Source organism: Dechloromonas hortensis, assembly GCF_009469765.1.
Lineage (GTDB): Bacteria > Pseudomonadota > Gammaproteobacteria > Burkholderiales > Rhodocyclaceae > Azonexus > Azonexus hortensis.
The window spans coordinates 41,785-61,728 of record NZ_SSSQ01000003.1 but is presented as its reverse complement, the minus strand read 5'-3'; the positions used below and the strand labels follow the sequence as shown (position 1 = coordinate 61,728).

General features: G+C 62.6%; 21 protein-coding genes. 13 read left to right on the top strand and 8 right to left on the bottom strand.

Features of this window, described 5'->3' with window-relative positions; all coding sequences use genetic code 11:
* Positions 1-45 precede the first annotated feature (45 nt).
* The 10 genes from GH663_RS06735 (at position 46) to GH663_RS06690 (ending at position 10,557) form a co-directional block, all read left to right on the top strand.
* On the top strand, positions 46-1,080 hold the full coding sequence (locus GH663_RS06735; protein WP_153130894.1) for a M14 family zinc carboxypeptidase: 1,035 nt from the start codon (positions 46-48) through the stop codon (positions 1,078-1,080).
* Entirely contained in the window at positions 1,077-1,835 is a 759-nt protein-coding gene (locus GH663_RS06730; protein WP_153130893.1) for an alpha/beta fold hydrolase, read from the top strand. The genes GH663_RS06735 and GH663_RS06730 overlap by 4 nt, the downstream gene beginning before the upstream one ends.
* Before the next feature lie 10 nt (positions 1,836-1,845).
* Entirely contained in the window at positions 1,846-2,709 is an 864-nt protein-coding gene (locus tag GH663_RS06725; RefSeq protein WP_170291353.1) for a MaoC family dehydratase, read from the top strand.
* Between the two features lie 226 nt (positions 2,710-2,935).
* On the top strand, positions 2,936-3,916 hold the full coding sequence (locus GH663_RS06720) for an ABC transporter substrate-binding protein (protein ID WP_153130891.1): 981 nt from the start codon (positions 2,936-2,938) through the stop codon (positions 3,914-3,916).
* 10 nt (positions 3,917-3,926) lie between these two features.
* Positions 3,927-4,739: an ABC transporter permease gene (locus tag GH663_RS06715; RefSeq protein ID WP_153130890.1), complete on the top strand. Its 813-nt coding sequence runs from the start codon at positions 3,927-3,929 to the stop codon at positions 4,737-4,739.
* 1 nt (position 4,740) lies between these two features.
* Positions 4,741-5,532 (top strand): ABC transporter ATP-binding protein, encoded by a 792-nt coding sequence (locus tag GH663_RS06710; protein ID WP_153130889.1) that lies wholly within the window; start codon positions 4,741-4,743, stop codon positions 5,530-5,532.
* Between the two features lie 73 nt (positions 5,533-5,605).
* Positions 5,606-7,069, top strand: a complete 1,464-nt coding sequence (locus GH663_RS06705) for a DASS family sodium-coupled anion symporter (RefSeq protein WP_153130888.1) — start codon at positions 5,606-5,608, stop codon at positions 7,067-7,069.
* 21 nt (positions 7,070-7,090) lie between these two features.
* Positions 7,091-8,893, top strand: coding sequence for a sensor histidine kinase (locus GH663_RS06700; protein WP_246181530.1), 1,803 nt, complete (start codon positions 7,091-7,093; stop codon positions 8,891-8,893).
* Positions 8,874-9,236: a 5-carboxymethyl-2-hydroxymuconate Delta-isomerase gene (locus GH663_RS06695; RefSeq protein ID WP_153130886.1), complete on the top strand. Its 363-nt coding sequence runs from the start codon at positions 8,874-8,876 to the stop codon at positions 9,234-9,236. The genes GH663_RS06700 and GH663_RS06695 overlap by 20 nt, the downstream gene beginning before the upstream one ends.
* Positions 9,229-10,557 (top strand): sigma-54-dependent transcriptional regulator, encoded by a 1,329-nt coding sequence (locus tag GH663_RS06690; RefSeq protein WP_153130885.1) that lies wholly within the window; start codon positions 9,229-9,231, stop codon positions 10,555-10,557. The genes GH663_RS06695 and GH663_RS06690 overlap by 8 nt, the downstream gene beginning before the upstream one ends.
* 77 nt (positions 10,558-10,634) lie before the next feature.
* Here the strand turns inward: GH663_RS06690 and GH663_RS06685 are convergent, their stop codons facing one another.
* The 3 genes from GH663_RS06685 to GH663_RS06675 all read right to left on the bottom strand — a co-directional run bounded on the left by GH663_RS06685 (position 10,635) and on the right by GH663_RS06675 (position 13,515).
* Positions 10,635-11,126, bottom strand: a complete 492-nt coding sequence (locus tag GH663_RS06685; protein ID WP_153130884.1) for an RNase H family protein — start codon at positions 11,124-11,126, stop codon at positions 10,635-10,637.
* A 264-nt stretch (positions 11,127-11,390) separates the two neighbouring features.
* Entirely contained in the window at positions 11,391-12,716 is a 1,326-nt protein-coding gene (locus tag GH663_RS06680) for an anaerobic C4-dicarboxylate transporter (RefSeq protein WP_153130883.1), read from the bottom strand.
* Between the two features lie 187 nt (positions 12,717-12,903).
* Positions 12,904-13,515, bottom strand: coding sequence for a carbonic anhydrase (locus tag GH663_RS06675; protein WP_170291352.1), 612 nt, complete (start codon positions 13,513-13,515; stop codon positions 12,904-12,906).
* Between the two features lie 187 nt (positions 13,516-13,702).
* Here GH663_RS06675 and GH663_RS06670 point away from each other — a divergent pair, with 187 nt between their 5' ends.
* Entirely contained in the window at positions 13,703-14,611 is a 909-nt protein-coding gene (locus GH663_RS06670; protein ID WP_153130881.1) for a transporter, read from the top strand.
* A gap of 58 nt (positions 14,612-14,669) precedes the next feature.
* Here GH663_RS06670 and GH663_RS06665 read toward each other — a convergent pair whose 3' ends face one another.
* From GH663_RS06665 to GH663_RS06650, 4 genes are all read right to left on the bottom strand, one after another.
* A complete protein-coding gene (locus GH663_RS06665; protein WP_153130880.1) occupies positions 14,670-15,314 on the bottom strand; it encodes an SOS response-associated peptidase in 645 nt (214 codons plus the stop codon).
* A gap of 6 nt (positions 15,315-15,320) precedes the next feature.
* Positions 15,321-15,671, bottom strand: coding sequence for a hypothetical protein (locus tag GH663_RS06660; RefSeq protein ID WP_153130879.1), 351 nt, complete (start codon positions 15,669-15,671; stop codon positions 15,321-15,323).
* A gap of 123 nt (positions 15,672-15,794) precedes the next feature.
* Positions 15,795-16,298: a hypothetical protein gene (locus tag GH663_RS06655; protein WP_153130878.1), complete on the bottom strand. Its 504-nt coding sequence runs from the start codon at positions 16,296-16,298 to the stop codon at positions 15,795-15,797.
* A 106-nt stretch (positions 16,299-16,404) separates the two neighbouring features.
* On the bottom strand, positions 16,405-16,617 hold the full coding sequence (locus GH663_RS06650; protein WP_153130877.1) for a heavy-metal-associated domain-containing protein: 213 nt from the start codon (positions 16,615-16,617) through the stop codon (positions 16,405-16,407).
* A 281-nt stretch (positions 16,618-16,898) separates the two neighbouring features.
* Here GH663_RS06650 and GH663_RS06645 point away from each other — a divergent pair, with 281 nt between their 5' ends.
* Together GH663_RS06645 and GH663_RS06640 are read left to right on the top strand one after the other, a co-directional pair.
* Entirely contained in the window at positions 16,899-17,387 is a 489-nt protein-coding gene (locus GH663_RS06645) for a hypothetical protein (RefSeq protein WP_153130876.1), read from the top strand.
* A gap of 318 nt (positions 17,388-17,705) precedes the next feature.
* Positions 17,706-18,014 carry a hypothetical protein gene (locus tag GH663_RS06640; RefSeq protein WP_153130875.1) on the top strand — a complete coding sequence of 103 codons (309 nt, stop codon included), beginning with the start codon at positions 17,706-17,708 and terminating at the stop codon, positions 18,012-18,014.
* A 103-nt stretch (positions 18,015-18,117) separates the two neighbouring features.
* Here the strand turns inward: GH663_RS06640 and GH663_RS06635 are convergent, their stop codons facing one another.
* A complete protein-coding gene (locus GH663_RS06635) occupies positions 18,118-19,911 on the bottom strand; it encodes an acyl-CoA dehydrogenase C-terminal domain-containing protein (protein WP_153130874.1) in 1,794 nt (597 codons plus the stop codon).
* Positions 19,912-19,944: the final 33 nt, after the last annotated feature.

Sequence of the window (19,944 nt, the reverse complement as noted above, 5' to 3'; positions counted from 1 at the left end):
AGCCGTTAGCGCCTGCCCAAACCCTTCGCCCGAGGTGCTCCGCAATTGCGAGACGTAGCTGATTCAGGCCTCAATGAACTGCTCGAACTGGCAGCCATCATCCGGCAAGGCGGCAAGCATCTCCAAACCTACGAAGCCTGCGCGGTATGTCTCGGCAAGCAGGAATTTCCGGTGCAGGTAATCACCCTGGGCAATCCCGACCCAACGCTGCCGGTGGTCGGTTTTTTCGGTGGCTTTCACGGCCTGGAGAGGATCGGCACCGCCGTCGTTCTCGCCTATCTGAACAACCTGGTCCGACGCCTGCCCTGGGACAGCGTGCTGCATCGGCAGCTTGAGTCGGTTCGCCTGGTCTTCATGCCGATCATCAATCCAGGCGGTATGTGGCGCGGCACCCGGGCCAACCCGAATGGGGTCGACCTGATGCGCAATGCGCCGCTGGAAGCGACGGAAAGAGTTCCGTTCCTGTTTGGCGGGCAGCGCATCAGTTCGCGCCTGCCCTGGTACCGGGGACCAGCGAACGCCCCGATGGAACAGGAGAACCAGGCGGTGTGCAGCGTCGTGCACCAGGAGTTTTCCGGCCGCCCCTTCGGCATCGCAATGGATTGCCATTCCGGCTTCGGCATCAATGACCGGATCTGGTTTCCCTATGCCCACACCACGATGCCGATTGCCCACTTGCCCGAGATGCACGCGCTGAAGGAAATCTACGACCAGACGCATCCCAACCACCCTTATGTCTTCGAGCCGCAAAGCCGACAGTACCTGGCGCATGGCGACCTCTGGGACTACCTGTACCAGCGCCTCAGCGCAATACCGGGGCAGGTTTTTCTGCCGCTCACCCTGGAAATGGGCTCCTGGCTATGGGTCAAGAAAAACCCGCGGCAACTGTTTTCCCGTCACGGGATATTCAATCCGCTGATCGAGCATCGCCAGCAGCGGGTTTTGCGCCGGCATGTTGCCTGGCTCGACTTCCTGGTCCGCGCCGCCTGCAGTTACCAGCACTGGCTGCCTGGCGAAGAACAGCGCACGCTTTACCGCGAACACGCAATGCAGCACTGGTACCGGCGCCCCCTGTCGTGAGCACCTGGATTTTGCTGCGTGGCCTGACCCGCGAGCGCCGCCATTGGGGAGACTTTCCGGCAACCCTGCAGCGCGAGTGCCGCGGCGCCACCGTCTGCTGCATCGACCTGCCGGGCAACGGCAGCCTGAACGCGCAGGCCAGTCCGCCGCAGGTGCCGGCGATGGCCGAACACTGTCGCGCCCAACTGGGCGAACTCGGCCTCGCCCCGCCCTATTTCCTGCTCGCGATGTCGCTCGGTGCCATGGTCGCCGTCGACTGGGCGGTTCGCCACCCTGATGAACTGGCCGGCTGCGTGCTGATCAACACCAGCCTGCGTCCCTTCAGTCCTTTTTATCACCGCCTGCGCCCGCGCAACTATCCCGTCCTCTTGCAAATGCTATTGGGCCGTGGTGATGCAGCGCGCCGGGAAAAAACCATCCTCCGCCTGACCAGCAGCCAGCCGGAACGACCGGAAAAACAGGCCGAGTGGGCGGCCTACGCCCGGCAAAACCCGGTTTCGCCGGCCAATGCCTGGCGCCAGTTGCTGGCCGCCGCCCGCTATCGGGCGCCCTTGCACCAACCAACGCCCCCTCTGCTAGTTCTGGGCAGCGCGCGGGATAGTCTGGTCAATCCCGCTTGTTCGCGCCAATTGGCCCAACGCTGGGGGGCCGCTTTTGCCGAACATCCAACCGCCGGGCACGACCTGCCGCTCGATGACGGCGCATGGGTCGCCGGGCAGGTTCGCCAGTGGTCGCAGCAACTGCTGCGCGGTTGATCCTCCGCGCATGACGCCCTCCGCATCCCCCCGGCTGCCGGCCCTGCCCGCCTTGCTGCTGGCCGGTGTCGCCAACTGCTGGCGCCGCAAGGAGCAGGTTCAGACTACGCCCGGGTTTTCCCGTCACTTCGCAGTCAGCGGCATCGACCTGGCGCACATCGAGCGATACCGCCGATTCTTCGATTTCCGCCGGTCAACGCCGCCCCTGACCTATTTTTACCTCCTGGCCCAACGCGCCCAACTGGCGCTGATGTTCGATCGACGCTTTCCCCACTCCATCCCCGGCCTGATTCACAGCGGCAATGAGTTGCGCCTGCATGCCATTCCACGAGCGGATTCGAATCTGGAAATACAGGTTTCACTGCTGCCGCAAGCGACGGGCGATACACACAAAGTCACCTTCACCGTGGAAGTGACGCAGGCCGGCCGTAGCCTGCTTTCCGGCAGCAGCGAATACCGCTTGCCCGGCAAACGCCGCAGGCTGCCGGGCGCCCCCGTTGAGCCCGAAGAGCCGCCAGAATCGTTGGTCGCCGCCGACTGGCAATTTGAGAAATCGCTCATTCGCCGCTACGCCCGGCTCGCCGGAGACTACAACCCGATCCACCTCTCGGCCGTGCTGGCCCGGCGCTTCGGCTTCAGTGGGGCAATTGCCCATGGCATGTATGTCGTTGCCCGGGCGGCGGCGACTATCGAAAACGGCAGCAGCCGGCCACTGCTTGCCATCAGCGCCGTTTTCCGGCGACCGATCCATCTCCCGGCTCATGCCGTCTTCGGCTGTCAATCGCTCGATGCCATGCAGGGCGCCTACAGTGTTTTTCTGCCCGACGACAACCGACTTGCCGTCCACGGGCTGTGGGAAACGGCGCCAGCCTGATCGCCTTTGCCCGGGCCGGGAAAGCATCGCCAACCACGCCATCTGTGCGGAAATCCGCACAACCCAAGCCGGCAATTCCGAATTTCTGCACTCGCCCACCGTCCAGCAAAGTACGGAGTTAATTGCATTCAATGACTTGCGAAGGAAAAGCTGCCTGGCACATCTCCTGCGATTGTATTCACGCAATCCGCACTGCGGCCTACGAAAAACTCTGGAGGAGATATCCATGCACAAGTCCATCCGTCTTGCCCTGCTCGCCACCTTTGGTGTCGGCGCCCCGCTCGCTGCACTGGCTCAGGCACCCGACGTCGTTCGTCTGGGCAACCTGAAATTCGCCCATTACGGCGCCGTCTCCTACATGAAGGAAGCCTGTGGCAAGTACAACCTGAAGGTCGAGGAACGCATGTTCCCGAAAGGCCCGGACATCATGCCGGCCATCGTCGCCGGTGAAATCGACATCGCCGCACTGGCTTCCGACGGTGCCATCTCCGGCCGCGCCAACGGCGTGCCGATCGTCACCGTCGCCGGCTTCGCCAAGGGCGGTGCGCGCATCGTCGGCGGCGTCGATTCCGGCATCAAGTCGCTGGCCGACATGAAGGGCAAGAAGGTCGGTGTCACCCGCGGCGGCGCCCACGAACTGCTGCTCTACGCCGAGCTGGAAAAGGCCGGCCTCTCCTGGTCCGACAAGCCGGGCAAGGACGTACAGATCGTCTTCCTCGCTTTCGCCGACCTCAACCAGGCCCTGGCCGCCAAGCAGATCGACGCCATGAACCAGTCCGAACCGCAGTCGTCGCAGGCCCTCAACAAGAAGTTCGGGGTCGAGATCATGAAGCCCTACACCACCAAAATGGGCGAGCCGGTCCGCCTGCTGGTGATGACCGAGAAGATGTACACCGAGAAAAAGGACGTCGCCCAGCGTCTGATGAAGTGTTTCGTCGAGACGACCGCGCTGTTCAACAACGACACGGCGCTGGCCGAAAAGTATGTCCGCGAGTCGATGTTCAAGGGCCAGATTTCCCCGCAGGACTTCAAGGACGCGATGGATAACGCCGACTACACCTACGACGTCAGCCTCGAACATATCGACATCACCACCGACTTCATGAACAAGTACGGCGTCGGCCGCATGCAGAAGCCGCCCAAGGCCGCCGAATGGGTCAAGCTCGACCTGCTGCAGAAGGCCAAGGCCGACCTCAAGGTAAAGTGAGGCGATCCCGATGAAAAACCTGAAAGACTTCCTGCACGGCGCCCTTGTCCCGGTGCTGTTGCTCATCCTCTGGGAGGCCGGCTCGCGCTTCGGCCTGTTCTCCGAAGTCCTGCTCCCGTCGCCGACCGCGGTTGCCGCCAAGTGGTGGGCCTACCTGCTGCCGATGCAACCACAGGAAGCCGGCCAGAGCTACCTGGCCTGGCTGATCTCCGGCGAATTGCTGCATGACGCCTATTCCAGCCTGTTCCGCGTCATCGCCGGCTTTGTCATCGGTGCCGGCCTGGCCCTGCCGCTCGGCCTGCTGATGGGCGCCAGCCCGCGTACCTACGACCTGTTCAACCCGCTGATGCAGATCCTGCGGCCGATTCCGCCGATCGCCTACATTCCGCTGGCGATCCTCTGGTTCGGCCTGGGCAATCCGCCGTCCTTCTTCCTGATCGCCATCGGCGCCTTCTTCCCGGTGCTGATGAACACCATCGCCGGTGTTCGTCAGGTGGACGGCATCTTCCTGCGTGCCGCCCGCAATCTCGGGGTCGGCCAATGGACGATGTTCACCCGCGTCATCCTGCCGGCCGCGACGCCCTACATCCTGGCCGGTGTGCGGATCGGCATCGGCACCGCCTTCATCGTGGTGATCGTTTCCGAAATGATCGCGGTCAATGACGGCCTCGGCTTCCGCATCCTCGAAGCACGGGAGTTCATGTGGTCGGACAAGATCATCGCCGGCATGATCACCATCGGCCTGCTCGGCCTCTTCATCGACAGCGCGGTCAGCCGCCTGAACAACCATCTGCTGCGCTGGCACCGCGGCCTGGAGCACTAACATGGCCCAAATCATCGTCAACAACGTCCAGAAAGTCTTCAAGACGCCGGGCAAGGATGTCATCGCGCTAAAGGACATCAATCTCGAAATCAAGGCCGGCGAATTCGTCTGCCTGCTCGGCCCCTCCGGCTGCGGCAAATCGACGCTGCTCAACGCCGTGGCCGGTTTCGCACTGCCCTCCGCCGGCGAGATCACCGTCGAAGGCAAGAAGATCACCGGCCCCGGCCCGGATCGCGGCATGGTTTTTCAGGAATACGCGCTGTTCCCGTGGATGACCGTCGCCCAGAACATCGCCTTCGGCCTGGAAATCCAGAAGAAGGAAAAGGCCGAGATCGACCTCACCGTCAATCAACTGCTCGACCTGCTGCACCTCAACGACTTCCGCGACCGCTTCCCGAAGGATCTGTCCGGCGGCATGCGCCAGCGCGTCGCCATCGCCCGCGTGCTGGCGCTCGATTCGCCGATCATGCTGATGGACGAGCCCTTCGGCGCCCTCGACGCGCTGACCCGGCGCAACCTGCAGGACGAACTGCTGCGCATCTGGGAAAAGCTGGGCAAGACCATCCTCTTCGTCACCCACTCGATTGAAGAGTCGATCTACCTGGCCGACCGCATCGTCGTCATGACCTACCGCCCGGGCACGGTCAAGCGCGACCAGGTCGTCGACATGCCCCGGCCGCGCGACCCCTCGTCGGCCGCCTTCAACGATCTCAAACGCGAACTCGGCCGGCTGGTGATGGAGGAACAACAGCGTCATGCCGATGCCGAACTGAAGCTGGCCGCGATAGACTAAGCAGATATCGGGCGGGCGCCGGCAGGCTCGGTGCCCGTCTATCCGCAGTCATCCAGCCACAGGAGAGACGACCATGAACAACGATGCTTTCAAGCTCCGCCCAGCCCTTATCGCGATCGGCCTGGGGCTGCTCATCTGGTTCGTCATCCCGGTGCCGGAAGGCGTCAAGCCGCAAGCCTGGCATTTGCTCGCCCTGTTTGTCGGCACCATCGCGGCCATCATCGGCAAGGTGATGCCGATCGGTGCCCTGGCCATGATCGGCATTGCGCTGGTGGCCCTGCTCGGCGTCACCAGCGACAAGCCGGGCACCGCCATCGCCGATGCCCTGAGCGGTTTCGCCAATCCGCTAATCTGGCTGATTGGCGTCTCGATCATGATCTCGCGCGGCCTGATCAAGACCGGCCTCGGCGCCCGCATCGGCTACTGGTTCATCGCCCTGTTCGGCCGAAAGACGATTGGCATCGGTTACGCGCTGAGTCTCTCCGAACTAGTTCTGGCACCAGTCACGCCGAGCAACACGGCGCGCGGCGGCGGCATCATGCACCCGATCATGAAATCCATCGCGCGCAGCTTCGACTCGTCGCCTGAACAGGGTAGCGAGGGCAAGATCGGCCGTTACCTGGCACTGGTCAATTACCACGCCAACCCGATCACTTCCGCCATGTTCATCACCGCGACCGCCCCCAACCCGCTCATCGTCAAGCTGGTTGCCGATGCGACCGGCGCCCAGATCGACCTGTCCTGGGGCACCTGGGCGCTGGCCATGCTGCTGCCCGGGCTGATCGCCATTCTGGTCATGCCGCTGGTCCTGTTCAAGGTTTACCCGCCAGAGATCACCGACACCCATGCGGCGCACGACTTTGCCAAGACGAAACTGACGGAACTCGGGCCGATCAAGGGCAGCGAAAAAATCCTGCTCGGCGTTTTCGCCTGGTTGCTTTTCCTCTGGGCCGGCGTGCCCGAACTGCTCTTCGGCGATGACTACGCCGTCGATCCGACGGCGGCGGCGGTCAGCGGCCTGGCGCTGTTGCTGATCTCCGGGGTGCTGAGCTGGGACGACGTCCTGAACGAAAAGGGGGCCTGGGATACCGTGGTCTGGTTTGCCGCCCTGGTCATGATGGCCACTTTCCTCAACAAGCTGGGGGTCGTTCCCTGGCTGTCGAAGAGCCTCCAAGGCGGCATCGAACACCTCGGCATCGGGGTCGGCGCCGGGATTTTGCTGCTGCTCGCCTATACCTATGCCCACTACATGTTCGCCAGCACGACCGCCCACATCACCGCCATGTTCGGTGCCTTCTACGCCGCCGGCATCGCCCTCGGTGCACCGCCGATGGCCTACGCGCTGATCATGGCCGCCGCCTCGAGCATCATGATGACACTGACCCATTACGCAACCGGCACCTCACCGATCATCTACAACTCGGGCTACACAACGCTCGGCCAGTGGTGGTTCGCCGGGCTGGTGATGAGCGTGGTCAATCTCGTCATCTGGATCGTCGTCGGCAGCATCTGGTGGTCGATTCTGGGTTACTGGTAATCAGCGGCGGAGCGCAGCAGCATCGAACCCAAACGCCGCTTCCTGTTCCTGCTGACAGCAGCGCTCGGCTGCTGCCTGCTGCTCGGCTGGCTGACCTACCGGGCGCTGTTCGCCTTCCATCTCGATGGCGAACGGCGCCTTTCGGCACAACGCCTCGACGCCTTTGCCCTGTCGCTCGAAGCGACACTTTCCCGGCACGAAGCGCTGCCCGGCCTGCTCGCCCTCGACCCTTCGCTGCTCGCCCTGCTGCATGAGCCGGAAAACCCGCAACGGGTCGCCGCCGCCAACGCCTATCTCGAAGCGGCGCAGCAAGGCGCCGCGGTCGCCGTGGCCTACCTGATCGATGCCCGCGGGAAGACGCTTGCCGCCAGCAACTGGCGTCAGCCGCACAGCTTCATCGGCCACAACTACGCCTTCCGGCCGTATTTTCGCAATGCCCTTGAGCGCGGCCTGGGCCGTTTCTACGGCGTCGGCGTGACGACCGGTGAAGCCGGCTACTTCCTTGCCGCTCCGGTCCGGGAAAAGGATGCGGCGCTGGGTGTCATCGTCGTCAAGGTTGGTCTGGATAGCCTCGAACAGGCCCTGGCCGGCGCCGGCGAAACACTGCTATTGGCCGACGGCGACGGCATCGTCTTCCTCTCGTCCAGTCGCAAGCTGCGCTATCGCACCCTGGCGCCGTTGGCCGAAGCGGTCAGCGCGCGGCTGGCCGATACGCAGCAATATGGTGGCCAGCCCATTACCGCGCTGACCGATCGCGCTTTCAGCCTCGATTCCGACCAGCCGCAGCATCTGAGCCTGCCCGGAGAAGCGCCGCGCGAATGGCTGATCCATACCCGTCCGGTCGGCACACAGGGCTGGCAGGTCGTGCAGTTCGGCAATCCGGGCGAAGCCCGGGCGGCAGCCCTCGGCGGCGCCATTGCCGTTGCCTTCGCCGCCGCCTTCCTGCTCGGCCTGGCCGCCCACTTCCGCCACCGCGCCCGCCGCCGCGAGGAATTGCGCCGCGTTTATGGCGAGCTGGAAAGCCGCATCGCCGAACGCACGGCCGACCTCACCGAACAGATCGCTGCTCTCGAAAGCACCAAGGCCATCCTGCGCGAAACGCGCGATGCCGCAGTCCAGGCGGGCAAGCTGGCGACCCTCGGCCAGATGTCGGCCGGCATCAGCCACGAACTCAACCAGCCGCTGGCCGCGCTGCAAACCTTCGCCGACAACGCCAGCGCCCTGCTCGCCCGCGGTCGACATGGCGAAGTGGCCGAAAACCTGCAGATGATCAGCGAACTGGTCGAGCGTACCGGCCGCATCGTCCGCCAGCTCAAGATCTTCGCCCGCAAGGAAGCGCCGACCCCGCAGCCGGTCAGCGTCGCCAACGCCATCGAGCATGCGCTGATGATCGTCGAGCCGCGCCGCCGCGAAACCGCCGCCCGCATCGCCGTCGCCCCGGTCGCCCGGGACCTGCGGCTGATCGCCGAAGCCGGCCGGCTGGAACAGGTGCTGGTCAATCTGCTGCGCAACGGACTCGATGCGATGGCCGGCCAGACCGATGCCCTGCTCGAAGTCGGCACCCGCCATGACGGCGAACGGGTCGCCATCGAAGTCCGCGACCACGGCTCCGGCCTGGCCGAGGAAGTGCGCCACCACCTGTTCGAACCTTTCTACACCACCAAGCCGGCCGGCGAAGGCCTAGGCCTCGGCCTGGCCATTTCGCTGACCATCGTCGAAAGTTACGGCGGTACGCTGAGCGCGCACAATGCGCCCGAGGGCGGCGCCGTTTTCGTGCTGACGCTGCCCGCCGCAGGAGACCCCGATGCCCCATCTGACACTTGAATACACCCGCAACCTGAGCAACTTCAACCCGACCCGCGCCCTCGCCGCGCTCAATGCCGCGATGTTCGACTCCGGCCTGTTCAGCGAGCCGGACATCAAGAGCCGGGCGATCGGCCTGGAAACCTTCCTGGTCGGCATCAGCCCGACCCCGCGTGGTTTCGCCCATGTCCGCATCGCCCTGCTCGCCGGGCGCAGCGATGCGGAGCGCAAGGAGCTGGCCGATGCCGTGCTCGCCGCGCTGGTCGCTGCGGTCGACCCGAAAAATCGGGCCGAAATCCAGCTCAGCGTCGAAACCGTCGATCTCGACCGGCCGAGCTACGCCAAGGCCGTGATCAATGGCTGACTTTCCGGTTTTCCTGGTCGAGGACGACGCCGCCGTCCGCAAGGGCTGCGAGCAGGCATTGTCGATTGCCGACATTCCGGTGCGCGGTTTTGCCGACGGCGAAAGCATGCTCGCCGCGCTGGCCACCGCCAGCCCGGCGCTGGTCGTCAGCGACGTCCGCCTGCCCGGACGCGACGGCCTCACCCTGCTTCGCGAACTGCGCCAGCACGACCGCGAACTGCCGGTCCTGCTGATTACCGGCCATGGCGATGTCGGCATGGCGGTCGAAGCGATGCGCGAAGGGGCACACGACTTCATCGAGAAGCCCTTTCCATCCGAACGGCTGGTCGCCGCCGTACGCAGCGCGCTGGAAAAACGCGCCCTGCTCCAGGAAAACCGCCAGCTCAAGGAGCGCCTCGGCCACGGCGTCAGCCAGATCATCGGCCAGTCGCCGGCCATCCAGCACATCCGGCGGCTGGTCGCGACGCTGGCGCCGACCGGCGTCGACATCCTGATCAACGGCGAAACCGGTTGCGGCAAGGAAGTCGTCGCCCGCGCCATCCACGAAGCGAGCGGCCGGCGCGGCCCCTTCGTCGCCATCAACTGCGGCGCCCTGCCGGAAACGGTATTCGAAAGCGAACTTTTCGGCCACGAAGCGGGCGCCTTCACCGGCGCCGGCAAGCGGCGCATCGGCCGAATCGAGCACGCCAATGGCGGCACGCTGTTTCTCGACGAAATCGAATCGATGCCGCTCAACCTGCAGGTCAAGCTGCTGCGCGTGCTGCAGGAACGCAGCGTCGAACGCCTGGGCAGCAACACGGCGATTCCGGTCGATTGCCGCCTGGTCGCCGCCAGCAAGGCCGACCTCAAGGCGGCGTCCGACGCCGGCCAGTTCCGGGCCGACCTCTACTACCGCCTGAATGTGGTCAGTCTCGACCTGCCGCCCTTGCGCCAGCGGCGCGACGACATTCCGCTGCTGATGGCCAATTTCCTGCAGGAAGCCGCCAGCCGCTACCAGCGCCCGCTCGCCGCCTGGACGCCGGCCGACCTCGCCCGCTGGGCGGCGCACGACTGGCCGGGCAATGTGCGCGAACTGAAAAACGTCGCCGACCGCTGGGCACTCGGCCTGCCCGATGCCTTGCGCGCCGTTGCCGCCCCCGAAACCGCCAGCCTGTCACTGGCCGAACAGGTCGATGCCGCGGAAAAGCGCGCCATCGAAAGCGCCCTGCACAGTTGCGCCGGCAATGTCGCGCAGACCGCCGAACTACTGCAGACACCGAAAAAGACGCTCTACGACAAGCTGACCCGGCACGGCATCGTCGCCGAGCAGTTTCGTCACTGATGGCGGCACAGCAGTCGTGACAAACGCCATGCCTGCGGTCGACCGTTCAAAAAAGGCTAAAACCAGGCAACCCTAAGCTAGGCGGCGGCCACCGCCGCATGCTGGTCGGCCAGGGTATTGCCGCGGCAGGTGGCGTGGCCGCGCACCCAATGGATCGTGACTCGGGCCAGTGTCGCAGCCACACCCTGCTCGGCGCACAGTGCGGCCAGTACCGGGTCCTGGGCCAGACCGAGCGTCGCGGCGCGAGTCAGGCGGGTCACCGCATCCTGATTATCGGAAAACAGGCTGGCTTGCTGCCCGGGAAACTGGCGCTCGACCTCGGCCAGCGCGAACAGGGCGGCCTGCAATTCCAGTTCGTTGCTGCCGATCAGCGGCACTGTCCGCGCACTGACCAGCGGCTCGCCCGCCTGATCGGCGAAGAGCACTGCCGCCAGCCCACCGTGCCGGCGCTGGCTGGCATCGCTGAAGACCAGCAGGCGCCCGGCGAACTGCTCGGCCAGCCGGGCCGGCAAGGGGCCGCTCGACGGGTAAAGGATGCGGGCGACCTTCTTTTTTCTTCTTCTCGGCATGGGCTTTCGCGGCTTCGGCAAAACGGGGGCCAAGAATAATCGGAATTCGCGGCCTTTCCCAAGCCGCAGAAAGGCGAAAGCCCCACACCGGGGGAGTATGGGGCTTTCGGACGGCCGGGGGAGAGGGGGAGGTGGCGACCGTCAGGCTGATGTCTGGTCAGCGCATGGATAGAAGATACGGGCGGCCCCCCGATATTTCAAGTAACGGTGTGCAACAATCCTTACCGTTGTGTGCGGGGTTCGGTGGGCCAACCTTTTGGCGGCTCAGAAATACGCCTGGGCCAGCGCGTAGGCGACGATGGTCGAGACGATGACGCCGATCCAGCCGGGAATCATGAAGCTGTGGTTGAGCAGGTATTTGCCGATCCGCGTCGTGCCGCTGCGGTCCATGTTGATCGCCGCCAGGTCGCTCGGGTAGAAGGCAAAGAAGAAATAGGCGTAGCAGGACGGCATCAGGCCGAGCAGCAGTTGCGGCGAGAGGCCGAGCGCCAGGCCGAAGGGCAGCATGATGGTCAGCGTCGCCGCCTGGCTCTTGACGAAGGCGGAGACGGCGAACATGGCCAGCGCGAAGGTCCAGGGCGCGTATTCGACCATCGCCTTGATGTTGTCGACGAGGAAGCTCTCGTTGGCCTTGACGAAGGTATCGCTCATCCAGGCGATGCCGAAGATCGAGACTACGGCGATCATGCCGGCGGTGAACACTTCCGACTTGGCAATCGCCGCCGCCTTGACGTTACCGGCGAACAGGATGAAGGCCCCAAAGGCCAGCATCACCACCTGGACCACCGTCGTCATCGGCATCGGCTTGCCTTTGACCAGCGGCAAGAGTTGCGGCAACAGCGCCAGCGCGACGATGCTCAGGATGCCGGAGAAAAAGAGGATGACCGACAGCCGCGCCGCCGGCGGCAACTCCTTGTCGAGCGTCGTCACCGACATTTCGACCGAAGCGCGGAAAGCCGGGTCCTGCATCCGTTCAAGGAACTCGGGGTCCTGGTCGAGATCGAGGCCGCGCCGCATGCTCCACAGCGCTGCGGCGATGACGCCGATCAGGCCGGCCGGCAACGTCACCATCAGGATCTGGCCGAGGGTGACCGGCGCCGCGGTCTTTGCCGTCATCGCCAGAAAAGTGGTGACGGCGGCCGCCACCGGGCTGGCTGTAATGCCCATCTGCGAGGCGACGCTGGCAATCGCCATCGGCCGCTCCGGGCGGATTTTCGTCTTCAGCGCGACATCGGCAATTACCGGCAGCAGCGAATAGACGGCGTGGCCGGTGCCGACGCACACGGTCAGCAGGAAGGTGGAGAGCGGCGCGAGCAGCGTGATCTGCTGCGGATGCCGGCGCATCAGGCGCTCGGCCTGCTGGACCAGGAAATCGAGCCCGCCGGCAACCTGCAAGGTGGCCGAGGCGGTGACCACGGCAAGGATGATCAGCATCACGGTGATCGGTGGTTCGGATGGTGCAACGCGGAAACCGAAAGTCAGCACCGCGACGCCGAGGCCGCCGATCAACCCGAGCGCTACCCCACCGCGCCGGATACCGATCAGAATCGCGGTTAAAACCAGCGCGAACTGGATCCAGAAATCGAACATGACATTCCCCTTGTTGGTTTGTTTTTTTGCTGCACCGCAGCATTTTTGCCCACTATGCCACAGGGAAATGACAATGAACAGCCGGCTTGCCGCGCAGACCCGCCCCGCAAGCCTTATCTGAAAAACGATTGAGAATTTGCCCGTCCAGAGGTGTTGACCGCAGGCATCGCCCCAAGGGCGGGTCCCCTTAGTCGAGGAAGCGGACGCGTCCCGACTCTAGCTCGTACACCGCGCCGACCAGTTTCATATGACCGGCGACCAGATTGGCCTTGGCTTCCGGCGTATCGAGCAGTTCGCGTACCGTATGCCGAACGTTGGCTTCGACCGCCGAGTGCAGCAGCACCTCGTCCGGCTGCTCGCCATCCAGCGTATCGAGCGCCGGCAGGATATTTTCGAGCAGCACCTCGATCCGGCTCTTTTGTACAGCCCCATGGAACTTCGAGGCGATTGCCGCCTTGACCGCCCCACAGCCTTCGTGGCCCAGCACTACGAAGAGCGGCGTATGCAGGTGCGAACCGGCATATTGCAGCGTGCCGAGGATCGACGGACCGAGCACGTTGCCGGCCACCCGGACCACGAACAACTCACCGAAACCGGCATCGAAAACCAGTTCGGGCGGCACCCGGCTGTCGCTGCAACCGAGAATGGTGGCGTAAGGCTGCTGGCCTTTGGCCAGTTCGGCCAGGACTTCCTTTTGCACCGTCGGAAAACGGGCCTCGCCGGCAACGAAACGGGCATTGCCATCCTTCAGGCGCTGCAACGCTTCATCGGCAGTATAGGCAGCATGATGGTCGGTCATGATTCGACTCCCTTGGCGTTTGAGCATCAGTCGAATGAATAATAGCCCTTGCTGCTTTCTTCGCCAGCCGGACCTGCATCCCGCAGGCAGCGCAGGGCTGACTTTCCGTGTAATGTATTGAGCATCAAATGCGCTGACTTGAACCGGACCTTACACCGCCCCCGCCCATTTTCAGACATCCGCCACCATGCCCGCTACCAGGCTTGTTTTCTCGTTGCCCCTGATGCTGCTTGCCGGCTTTACCCAGGCACAGGAAATCGAACCGCGGACATATTCGAATGCGCCGATCGGCGTCAATTTCCTGATTGTTGGCGCCGGCTACTCCAAAGGCGGCATCTCCTTCGACCCGGCGGTGCCGCTGACCAATGCCAAGATCAAGACCGATCTCGGCGTCCTGGCCTACGCCCGGGTGCTGGAAATCGGCGGTCAATCGGCCAAGTTCGATTTCATCCTGCCCTACGCATCGCTCAACGGCACCGCCGACTACCAGGGCCAAGCGGTGACGCGCGACGTATCCGGATTCGGTGATCCGAAGCTGCGCCTGTCGATGAACTTCTACGGCGCCCCTGCCCTGACGCTGGATCAGTTCGCCGGCTACCGGCATGACCTGGTCATTGGCGGCAGCCTCCAGATCTCTCTGCCGACCGGGCAATACGACCGGGAGAGGCTGGTCAACATCGGCACCAACCGCTGGTACATCAAACCCGAACTCGGCATCTCGAAGGGCTGGGGACCGTGGACGCTGGAACTCAGCGGTTCGGCGACACTGTTCGGCGACAACAACGATTTCTACGGCGGCAAGCGGCGCGAGCAGAACCCCATTTATGGCGCCCAGGCGCATCTGGTTTACGCGTTCAATTCCGGGGTATGGGTCGCGATGACGGCAGCGCATTTCGCCGGCGGACGTACGACGCTCGATGGCGTGCGTGGCAACGACCTCCAGCAAAACTCCCGCTTCGCTGCCACCCTGGCCCTGCCTATCGACCGCCGGAACTCGATCAAGGTTCACGCCAGTAGCGGCGTCTACACCCGGACCGGTACCGACTTCGACACCATCAGCATCGCCTGGCAACACCGCTGGGGCGGCGGGCTCTAACTGCCCCCGGCCATTCCCGCGTCCCACAAGAACTTCCTTGGGTCGCCGGCGGGAATTTTCAGGCAAAGGCGAAGGCCAGTTGCGGCGACACTTCCGGCTCGGCCAGCACTTCCGTCACCAGCGCACCACGGGATGCCGGCAGGACCATCTCGGCATACGCTTCCGACGGAAATTCATCATGTTCGGCCAGCCAGAAGGCTCCCTCTTCCTGGGTCAGGATGACGGGCATGCGCTGGTGGATGGGAGCGACGCTATCGTTGGCCGCCATCGTCAAAATCGCGCAGGTCGTTCCGGCCAGCCGATGCTGATCGTAAATGCCGGCCAGCATCAGCGGCTTCCGCCGGCTATCACTGATCCGTACCTTCCGTTTGCCGCCGCTGACTGCCTGCCACTCAAAAAATGCGGTCGCAGGAATCAGGCAGCGATTCCGTTTCAGGAGTTTTCCGTAAAACGGCTTGGCCTCCAGATCCTCGCTGTGCAGATTGATCAGCGGATTACGCGGCGCCAGGTCGAGAAAGCTCCCGACCAGCCCCCAGCGGGCACGGCTGGCCAAATAACCCGTGCTGTTGCGGGTGACCATCAGCACCGGATCGGTCGGATGCATTTCCGCCAACCGGGAAACCTCCCGTTGACCGAGATCGAGCTGCTTGAAGTGCCGCACCAACTCCCGGGCACTTGCCTTCAGTTCGTAGCACTCACACATGGCGCTTTACCGCTGATCGGCGTGATAGCTACTGGCCACAGTCGTACATTGATCGATGACCTGCACCTGAACCATGGCATCGCAATGCCCGGCCACCAGCTCCTTCAAGCTGGCCGGGCTGTAGGCAACCGTCGGTTGCAGCTGCTCTTGCAGCGTCACCCTGGGATTCAGGATGGCGATGCAATAACTGGCGCAGTAGTCCCGGTGCACGCTGCCCACGACCAGCACTTCCTCGCGCTCACCCGGCTGCAGCTCAAACACCCGCTTGAAGCTCACACTGGGCTTGCGAGCCGAGGCCAGAATGCCATTGACGACGCCCATGGCAACACCCTTTATCTGTTCGATCTGCTGGTTCATGCGACACCTCGATATACTGTGTATTTGTACAGTATATATCGATTCCCCGCTCGCTTCACAATCTTCAACAATCGGCAAAGTGGATGAACCAGACAGCGAACGGCAAGCCGTTCGAGCTAGCGCTCAGCCCGGCGAACGGAAATCGTCTTCGATCCAGGCTTGCGCACTGCTCGTCGTCAATTTGAAGCCTGGCTCGACACGAATCTCGGCCAGCACCTCGCCGAAAGGATCTTGGGCGCTGAGCAGCGCATAGGGTTCGTATTCATCCGGAACAATGTCGAGCATCACATTGATCCGCCCGCTTGCTGTATCCACCGTGACCTTCTTGTGGAGCATGGCGTGCAATTGATGCTCATGACGCCGGATGACTTCCGATGCCGTCTTGACCAGGACTTGAAAAGCCGAGGCATCAAGCGGTTTGGGATTCTTCTTGTCCCGCCCCATCGTCCAGGGCCCAACCAGGGCTGGCTCGGATTCGCCGTCTTTAGTCATCGACACCGCCCAGCCTTCGTCGTCCTCGTTTTTTATGACACGGGCCGTCCATCCGTTGTCGCACCAGAGCCGGTCTTCATTCACTACGACGGGCAAGCCGTCCTCAAATTCCAGTTGCATTTCGTCAGTAATCATCCGGTGATTGTGCCCGAGGCGAGCGCCCTTCGTCCATTATGCAAGGCCAATGCCCTATGGCCGTTGAGTCGTGCGTCCTGTTCCGGCAACTATCAAGTGAATGCTTTCACAACGAATATTCGGCTTCAAATCCGGCATCGATGATGGCCTGAAGAATGTCATCCGGACTGACAAACCGGCCGTGTTCGACACTCGCCTCCCCTTTTTCCAGCGATATCTCGACGTGGCCGATACTCGGCAAGTCTTGAATGGCATTGGCCAAGGCACGTACGGAGGTCTCATCTTTCAGGCCGGTGATTTTGAAAATCAAGCTTTGCATGGTGCGTCTGCCAGTTGTTGGGTTCTGATGGCATCCGGCAACAGATTCGTTAGGAAGTTCGCAAAAAGGTAACACTCAGCCAGAAGCGGCCTCTCAAGAAACAGATCCAAAGCGGACATCGGCTCAGTCCGTATGATTGCTGATTGATAAGGAGATCCGCACCCGATACTCTCTATGTCATTCGAAACCTCACAAGCGATTCAATAGTGTTCGTATTATTAGCAATAACCTGGACGTTTCTGCTCGTGAATAACTATTAGCGCTTCTCTTGAAAATTAAGCATGGAAAATAACATTGATAAGTTCAACTATTACGTAGGGTGCATCTTCGCAGTCTTGCAGAACAGTTTTCCCTGCCGAGCAGGTTTGAATTTCGAAGAAATCACTGGCTGCGAAGAGTGTTCTGAAACCATCTCTAGCAGTGGCTACTGGACAGGTCGTTACCTAGTTAACGGCGAAATTCAAGATATGACTAAGGAGCTAGAGTTTGTTTATGAAACGGTGAACTGGCTTTATGAAACTGGGTACCTCATTGGCTCTGTTGGAGTCACGCAACGCGGCAAGAACGCTTTCGTTACATTGAGTCCAAAATCTCTTGAAATACTGAAGGTAATTCCATCCTCAATTGATGCAAGCAAAAAGGGCAAATCAATTGGACAAGAGCTTTCAGAAGCATTTAACTCTGCAGCCAAGGAGCAAGTCGCAGATATCGCAAACAAAGCACTTTCCTATTTATTCAAGATCGGGTGGGGGGCACTGTCTGGGCCTTAGCGCTAACCGGGCAGTCGAGAGCGATGGCCACAAGCTGTGCTTGTGGTTTCCTGTGCTGCGCTCCTGCCGCGCCTCACTTCTATGTTCCTGAACGACCGCTCTCCAAATCTGGGTAAGTCTGCAAGGGGCTCTTTTCTGCCCCCAGGCAACCAAGAAGGTCGTGACAGCACTTGTCGGAAACACGACGCCAGGGATCACTCCAAGCACCTGATTTAATTAGGAACATGAATTGGCGCGGGTTTTGCATACGGTTGGAAATATTTTCATCAATTTCCAGCACGTCTTCAGCCCATGAGAAAACCGACGCTTTATCAAAGCTTGAAAGCGAAACGCCGCAGCCAGTCGCTCGTCATCGGGGTCACCTGGTACACCGAGGAAACCTGGGCGCAGGTCAAGGCCACGGCCACCGACCCGGAATGTTTCGAGGATTCCTTTGAAAAATGGAAAGCCGTCGCGGTGGCTGCCCGTAGAAACTTTCAGCGCTCCGGCGTGCTCGCCCTGGAATGCCAGATCGTCCCCCAGGAATTTTTTGCCTGGTGCGTGATCAATAACCAGGCGAACAACTCGACCTCCCGGGCCGAGTTTGTCTCGGAGAAACTGAGTGCGGCCCATGCGGCAAAAGCCTGAGCCCGTGGAACCCGAACGAAAAAAAGGGGCCCGAAGGCCCCATAAATAAGGGAAGACACCGGGCGGGTGACCGGGCTCCCCCGCAGAGAAGATCTTTGCTCGCCTAGAACACTTCGTCGCCGATCCCGGCCAGCGCGGCATCACCGGCCTTGACGGTTTCGGCATAAGAGATGGCTTGCGGCAGCAGCTGGTCGGCGTAGAAACGGGCGGTGGCGATCTTGGCGCGGTAGAAGGCCTGATCGCCCTCCCCCTTGTCGAGATAGCCGGCAGCTGCCAGCGCGGCCTTGCCCATGAACCAGCCACCGCAGACGGTAACGGCGAGGTGCAGGTAAGGCACGGCTGCGGTCAACACCCCGGAAAGGCCGGTTTTCGCATTGCCGGCCAGCCACTCGGTGGCTTCCGTCCAGGCCTTGAGCGCGATGCCGAGGCGCTGGGCGATAGCTTGCAGTTCCGGCTTGCCGGAGGCGCCGAGGGCCTTGGCGGTGGCGTAGATTTCGCCGAAAACGACTTTGGCGGTGGCGCCCTGGTCGCGCATCAGCTTGCGGAACAGCAGGTCGTTGGCCTGGATGCCGGTCGTCCCTTCGTAGATGGTGGTGATGCGGGAATCGCGCCAGTGCTGGGCGGCGCCGGTTTCCTCGATGAAACCCATGCCGCCGTAGATCTGGATGCCGAGCGAAGTGACGTCGATGCCCATTTCGGTACCGCCGCCCTTGACGATGGGGATCATGAATTCGGCGAGGAACAGATTGCGCCTCTTCTCGTCGGCATCGGTCGCCGCGTGGGCGCGGTCAAGCAGCCCCGAGGTGTAGTAGGCCAGCGCGCGGCAGGCTTCGACGCGCGACTTCATCAGCATCAGCATGCGGCGGATGTCCGGGTGCTTGTCGATGGTGACCAGCGCTTCGCCGGTCAGCGCATCGCGGCCCTGCTTGCGTTCGCGGGCGAAGGCCAGGGCCTGCTGGTAGGCGCGCTCGCCGATGGCGATGCCCTGCAGGCCGACGCCGAGACGGGCTTCGTTCATCATGATGAACATGTATTCGAGGCCGCGGTTGGCTTCGCCGAGCAGGTAACCGACCGCCCCGCCGTTATCGCCATAGGCCATGACGCAGGTCGGGCTGGCGTGGATGCCGAGCTTGTGTTCGAGCGAGACGCAGTGGGCGTCGTTGCGGGCACCGAGCGAGCCGTCGGCATTGACCAGGAATTTCGGGACCAGGAACATCGAGATGCCCTTGACCCCGGCCGGCGCATCCGGCAAGCGGGCGAGCACGAGATGCACGATGTTCTCGGTCATGTCATGGTCGCCGTAGGTGATGAAAATCTTCTGGCCGAAGACGCGGTAGCTGCCGTCGGCCTGCGGCTCGGCGCGCGAACGGATCAGCGCCAGGTCAGAGCCGGCCTGCGGCTCGGTCAGGTTCATCGTGCCAGTCCACTCGCCGCTGACCATCTTTTCCAGATAGATCGCCTTCAGCTCGTCGCTGGCGCAAGTGAGCAGCGCTTCGACGGCGCCGGTAGTGAGCAAGGGGCCCAGGCTGAAGGCCATGTTGGCCGAGCACAGCATTTCCTTGACGACGATGCCCAGCGTGTCGGGCAGGCCCTGGCCGCCGAACTCGGCCGGCGAGGTGATGCCGTTCCAGCCGGCTTCGCGGTATTGGGCGTAGGCTTCCTTCCAGCCGTTCGGCGTAGTGACGCCGCTGGCGGTCAGCTTGCAGCCTTCCTTGTCGCCGACGCGGTTGAGCGGGGCCAGAACTTCGCCAGCGAATTTTGCGGCTTCGTCGAGAATGGCATCGGCCAGATCCGGCGTCGCTTCCTCATAGGCGGCGATCTGGCTCAGTTCCTTGAAGCCGGCCAGTTCATCCATCACGAAGCGCATGTCTTTGACGGGGGCGCGGTAATCACTCATTGCTGTTGTCTCCTTTTAGTATTTTTCAGAACG

Coding starts and splice junctions, on each gene's coding strand:
- GH663_RS06725 (WP_170291353.1), top strand. CDS start 1,846: ATGACGCCCTCCGCATCCCCCCGGCTGCCGGCCCTGCCCGCCTTGCTG.
- GH663_RS06720 (WP_153130891.1), top strand. CDS start 2,936: ATGCACAAGTCCATCCGTCTTGCCCTGCTCGCCACCTTTGGTGTCGGC.
- GH663_RS06715 (WP_153130890.1), top strand. CDS start 3,927: ATGAAAAACCTGAAAGACTTCCTGCACGGCGCCCTTGTCCCGGTGCTG.
- GH663_RS06710 (WP_153130889.1), top strand. CDS start 4,741: ATGGCCCAAATCATCGTCAACAACGTCCAGAAAGTCTTCAAGACGCCG.
- GH663_RS06705 (WP_153130888.1), top strand. CDS start 5,606: ATGAACAACGATGCTTTCAAGCTCCGCCCAGCCCTTATCGCGATCGGC.
- GH663_RS06695 (WP_153130886.1), top strand. CDS start 8,874: ATGCCCCATCTGACACTTGAATACACCCGCAACCTGAGCAACTTCAAC.
- GH663_RS06690 (WP_153130885.1), top strand. CDS start 9,229: ATGGCTGACTTTCCGGTTTTCCTGGTCGAGGACGACGCCGCCGTCCGC.
- GH663_RS06685 (WP_153130884.1), bottom strand. CDS start 11,126: ATGCCGAGAAGAAGAAAAAAGAAGGTCGCCCGCATCCTTTACCCGTCG.
- GH663_RS06680 (WP_153130883.1), bottom strand. CDS start 12,716: ATGTTCGATTTCTGGATCCAGTTCGCGCTGGTTTTAACCGCGATTCTG.
- GH663_RS06675 (WP_170291352.1), bottom strand. CDS start 13,515: ATGACCGACCATCATGCTGCCTATACTGCCGATGAAGCGTTGCAGCGC.
- GH663_RS06670 (WP_153130881.1), top strand. CDS start 13,703: ATGCCCGCTACCAGGCTTGTTTTCTCGTTGCCCCTGATGCTGCTTGCC.
- GH663_RS06665 (WP_153130880.1), bottom strand. CDS start 15,314: ATGTGTGAGTGCTACGAACTGAAGGCAAGTGCCCGGGAGTTGGTGCGG.
- GH663_RS06660 (WP_153130879.1), bottom strand. CDS start 15,671: ATGAACCAGCAGATCGAACAGATAAAGGGTGTTGCCATGGGCGTCGTC.
- GH663_RS06655 (WP_153130878.1), bottom strand. CDS start 16,298: ATGATTACTGACGAAATGCAACTGGAATTTGAGGACGGCTTGCCCGTC.
- GH663_RS06650 (WP_153130877.1), bottom strand. CDS start 16,617: ATGCAAAGCTTGATTTTCAAAATCACCGGCCTGAAAGATGAGACCTCC.
- GH663_RS06645 (WP_153130876.1), top strand. CDS start 16,899: ATGGAAAATAACATTGATAAGTTCAACTATTACGTAGGGTGCATCTTC.
- GH663_RS06635 (WP_153130874.1), bottom strand. CDS start 19,911: ATGAGTGATTACCGCGCCCCCGTCAAAGACATGCGCTTCGTGATGGAT.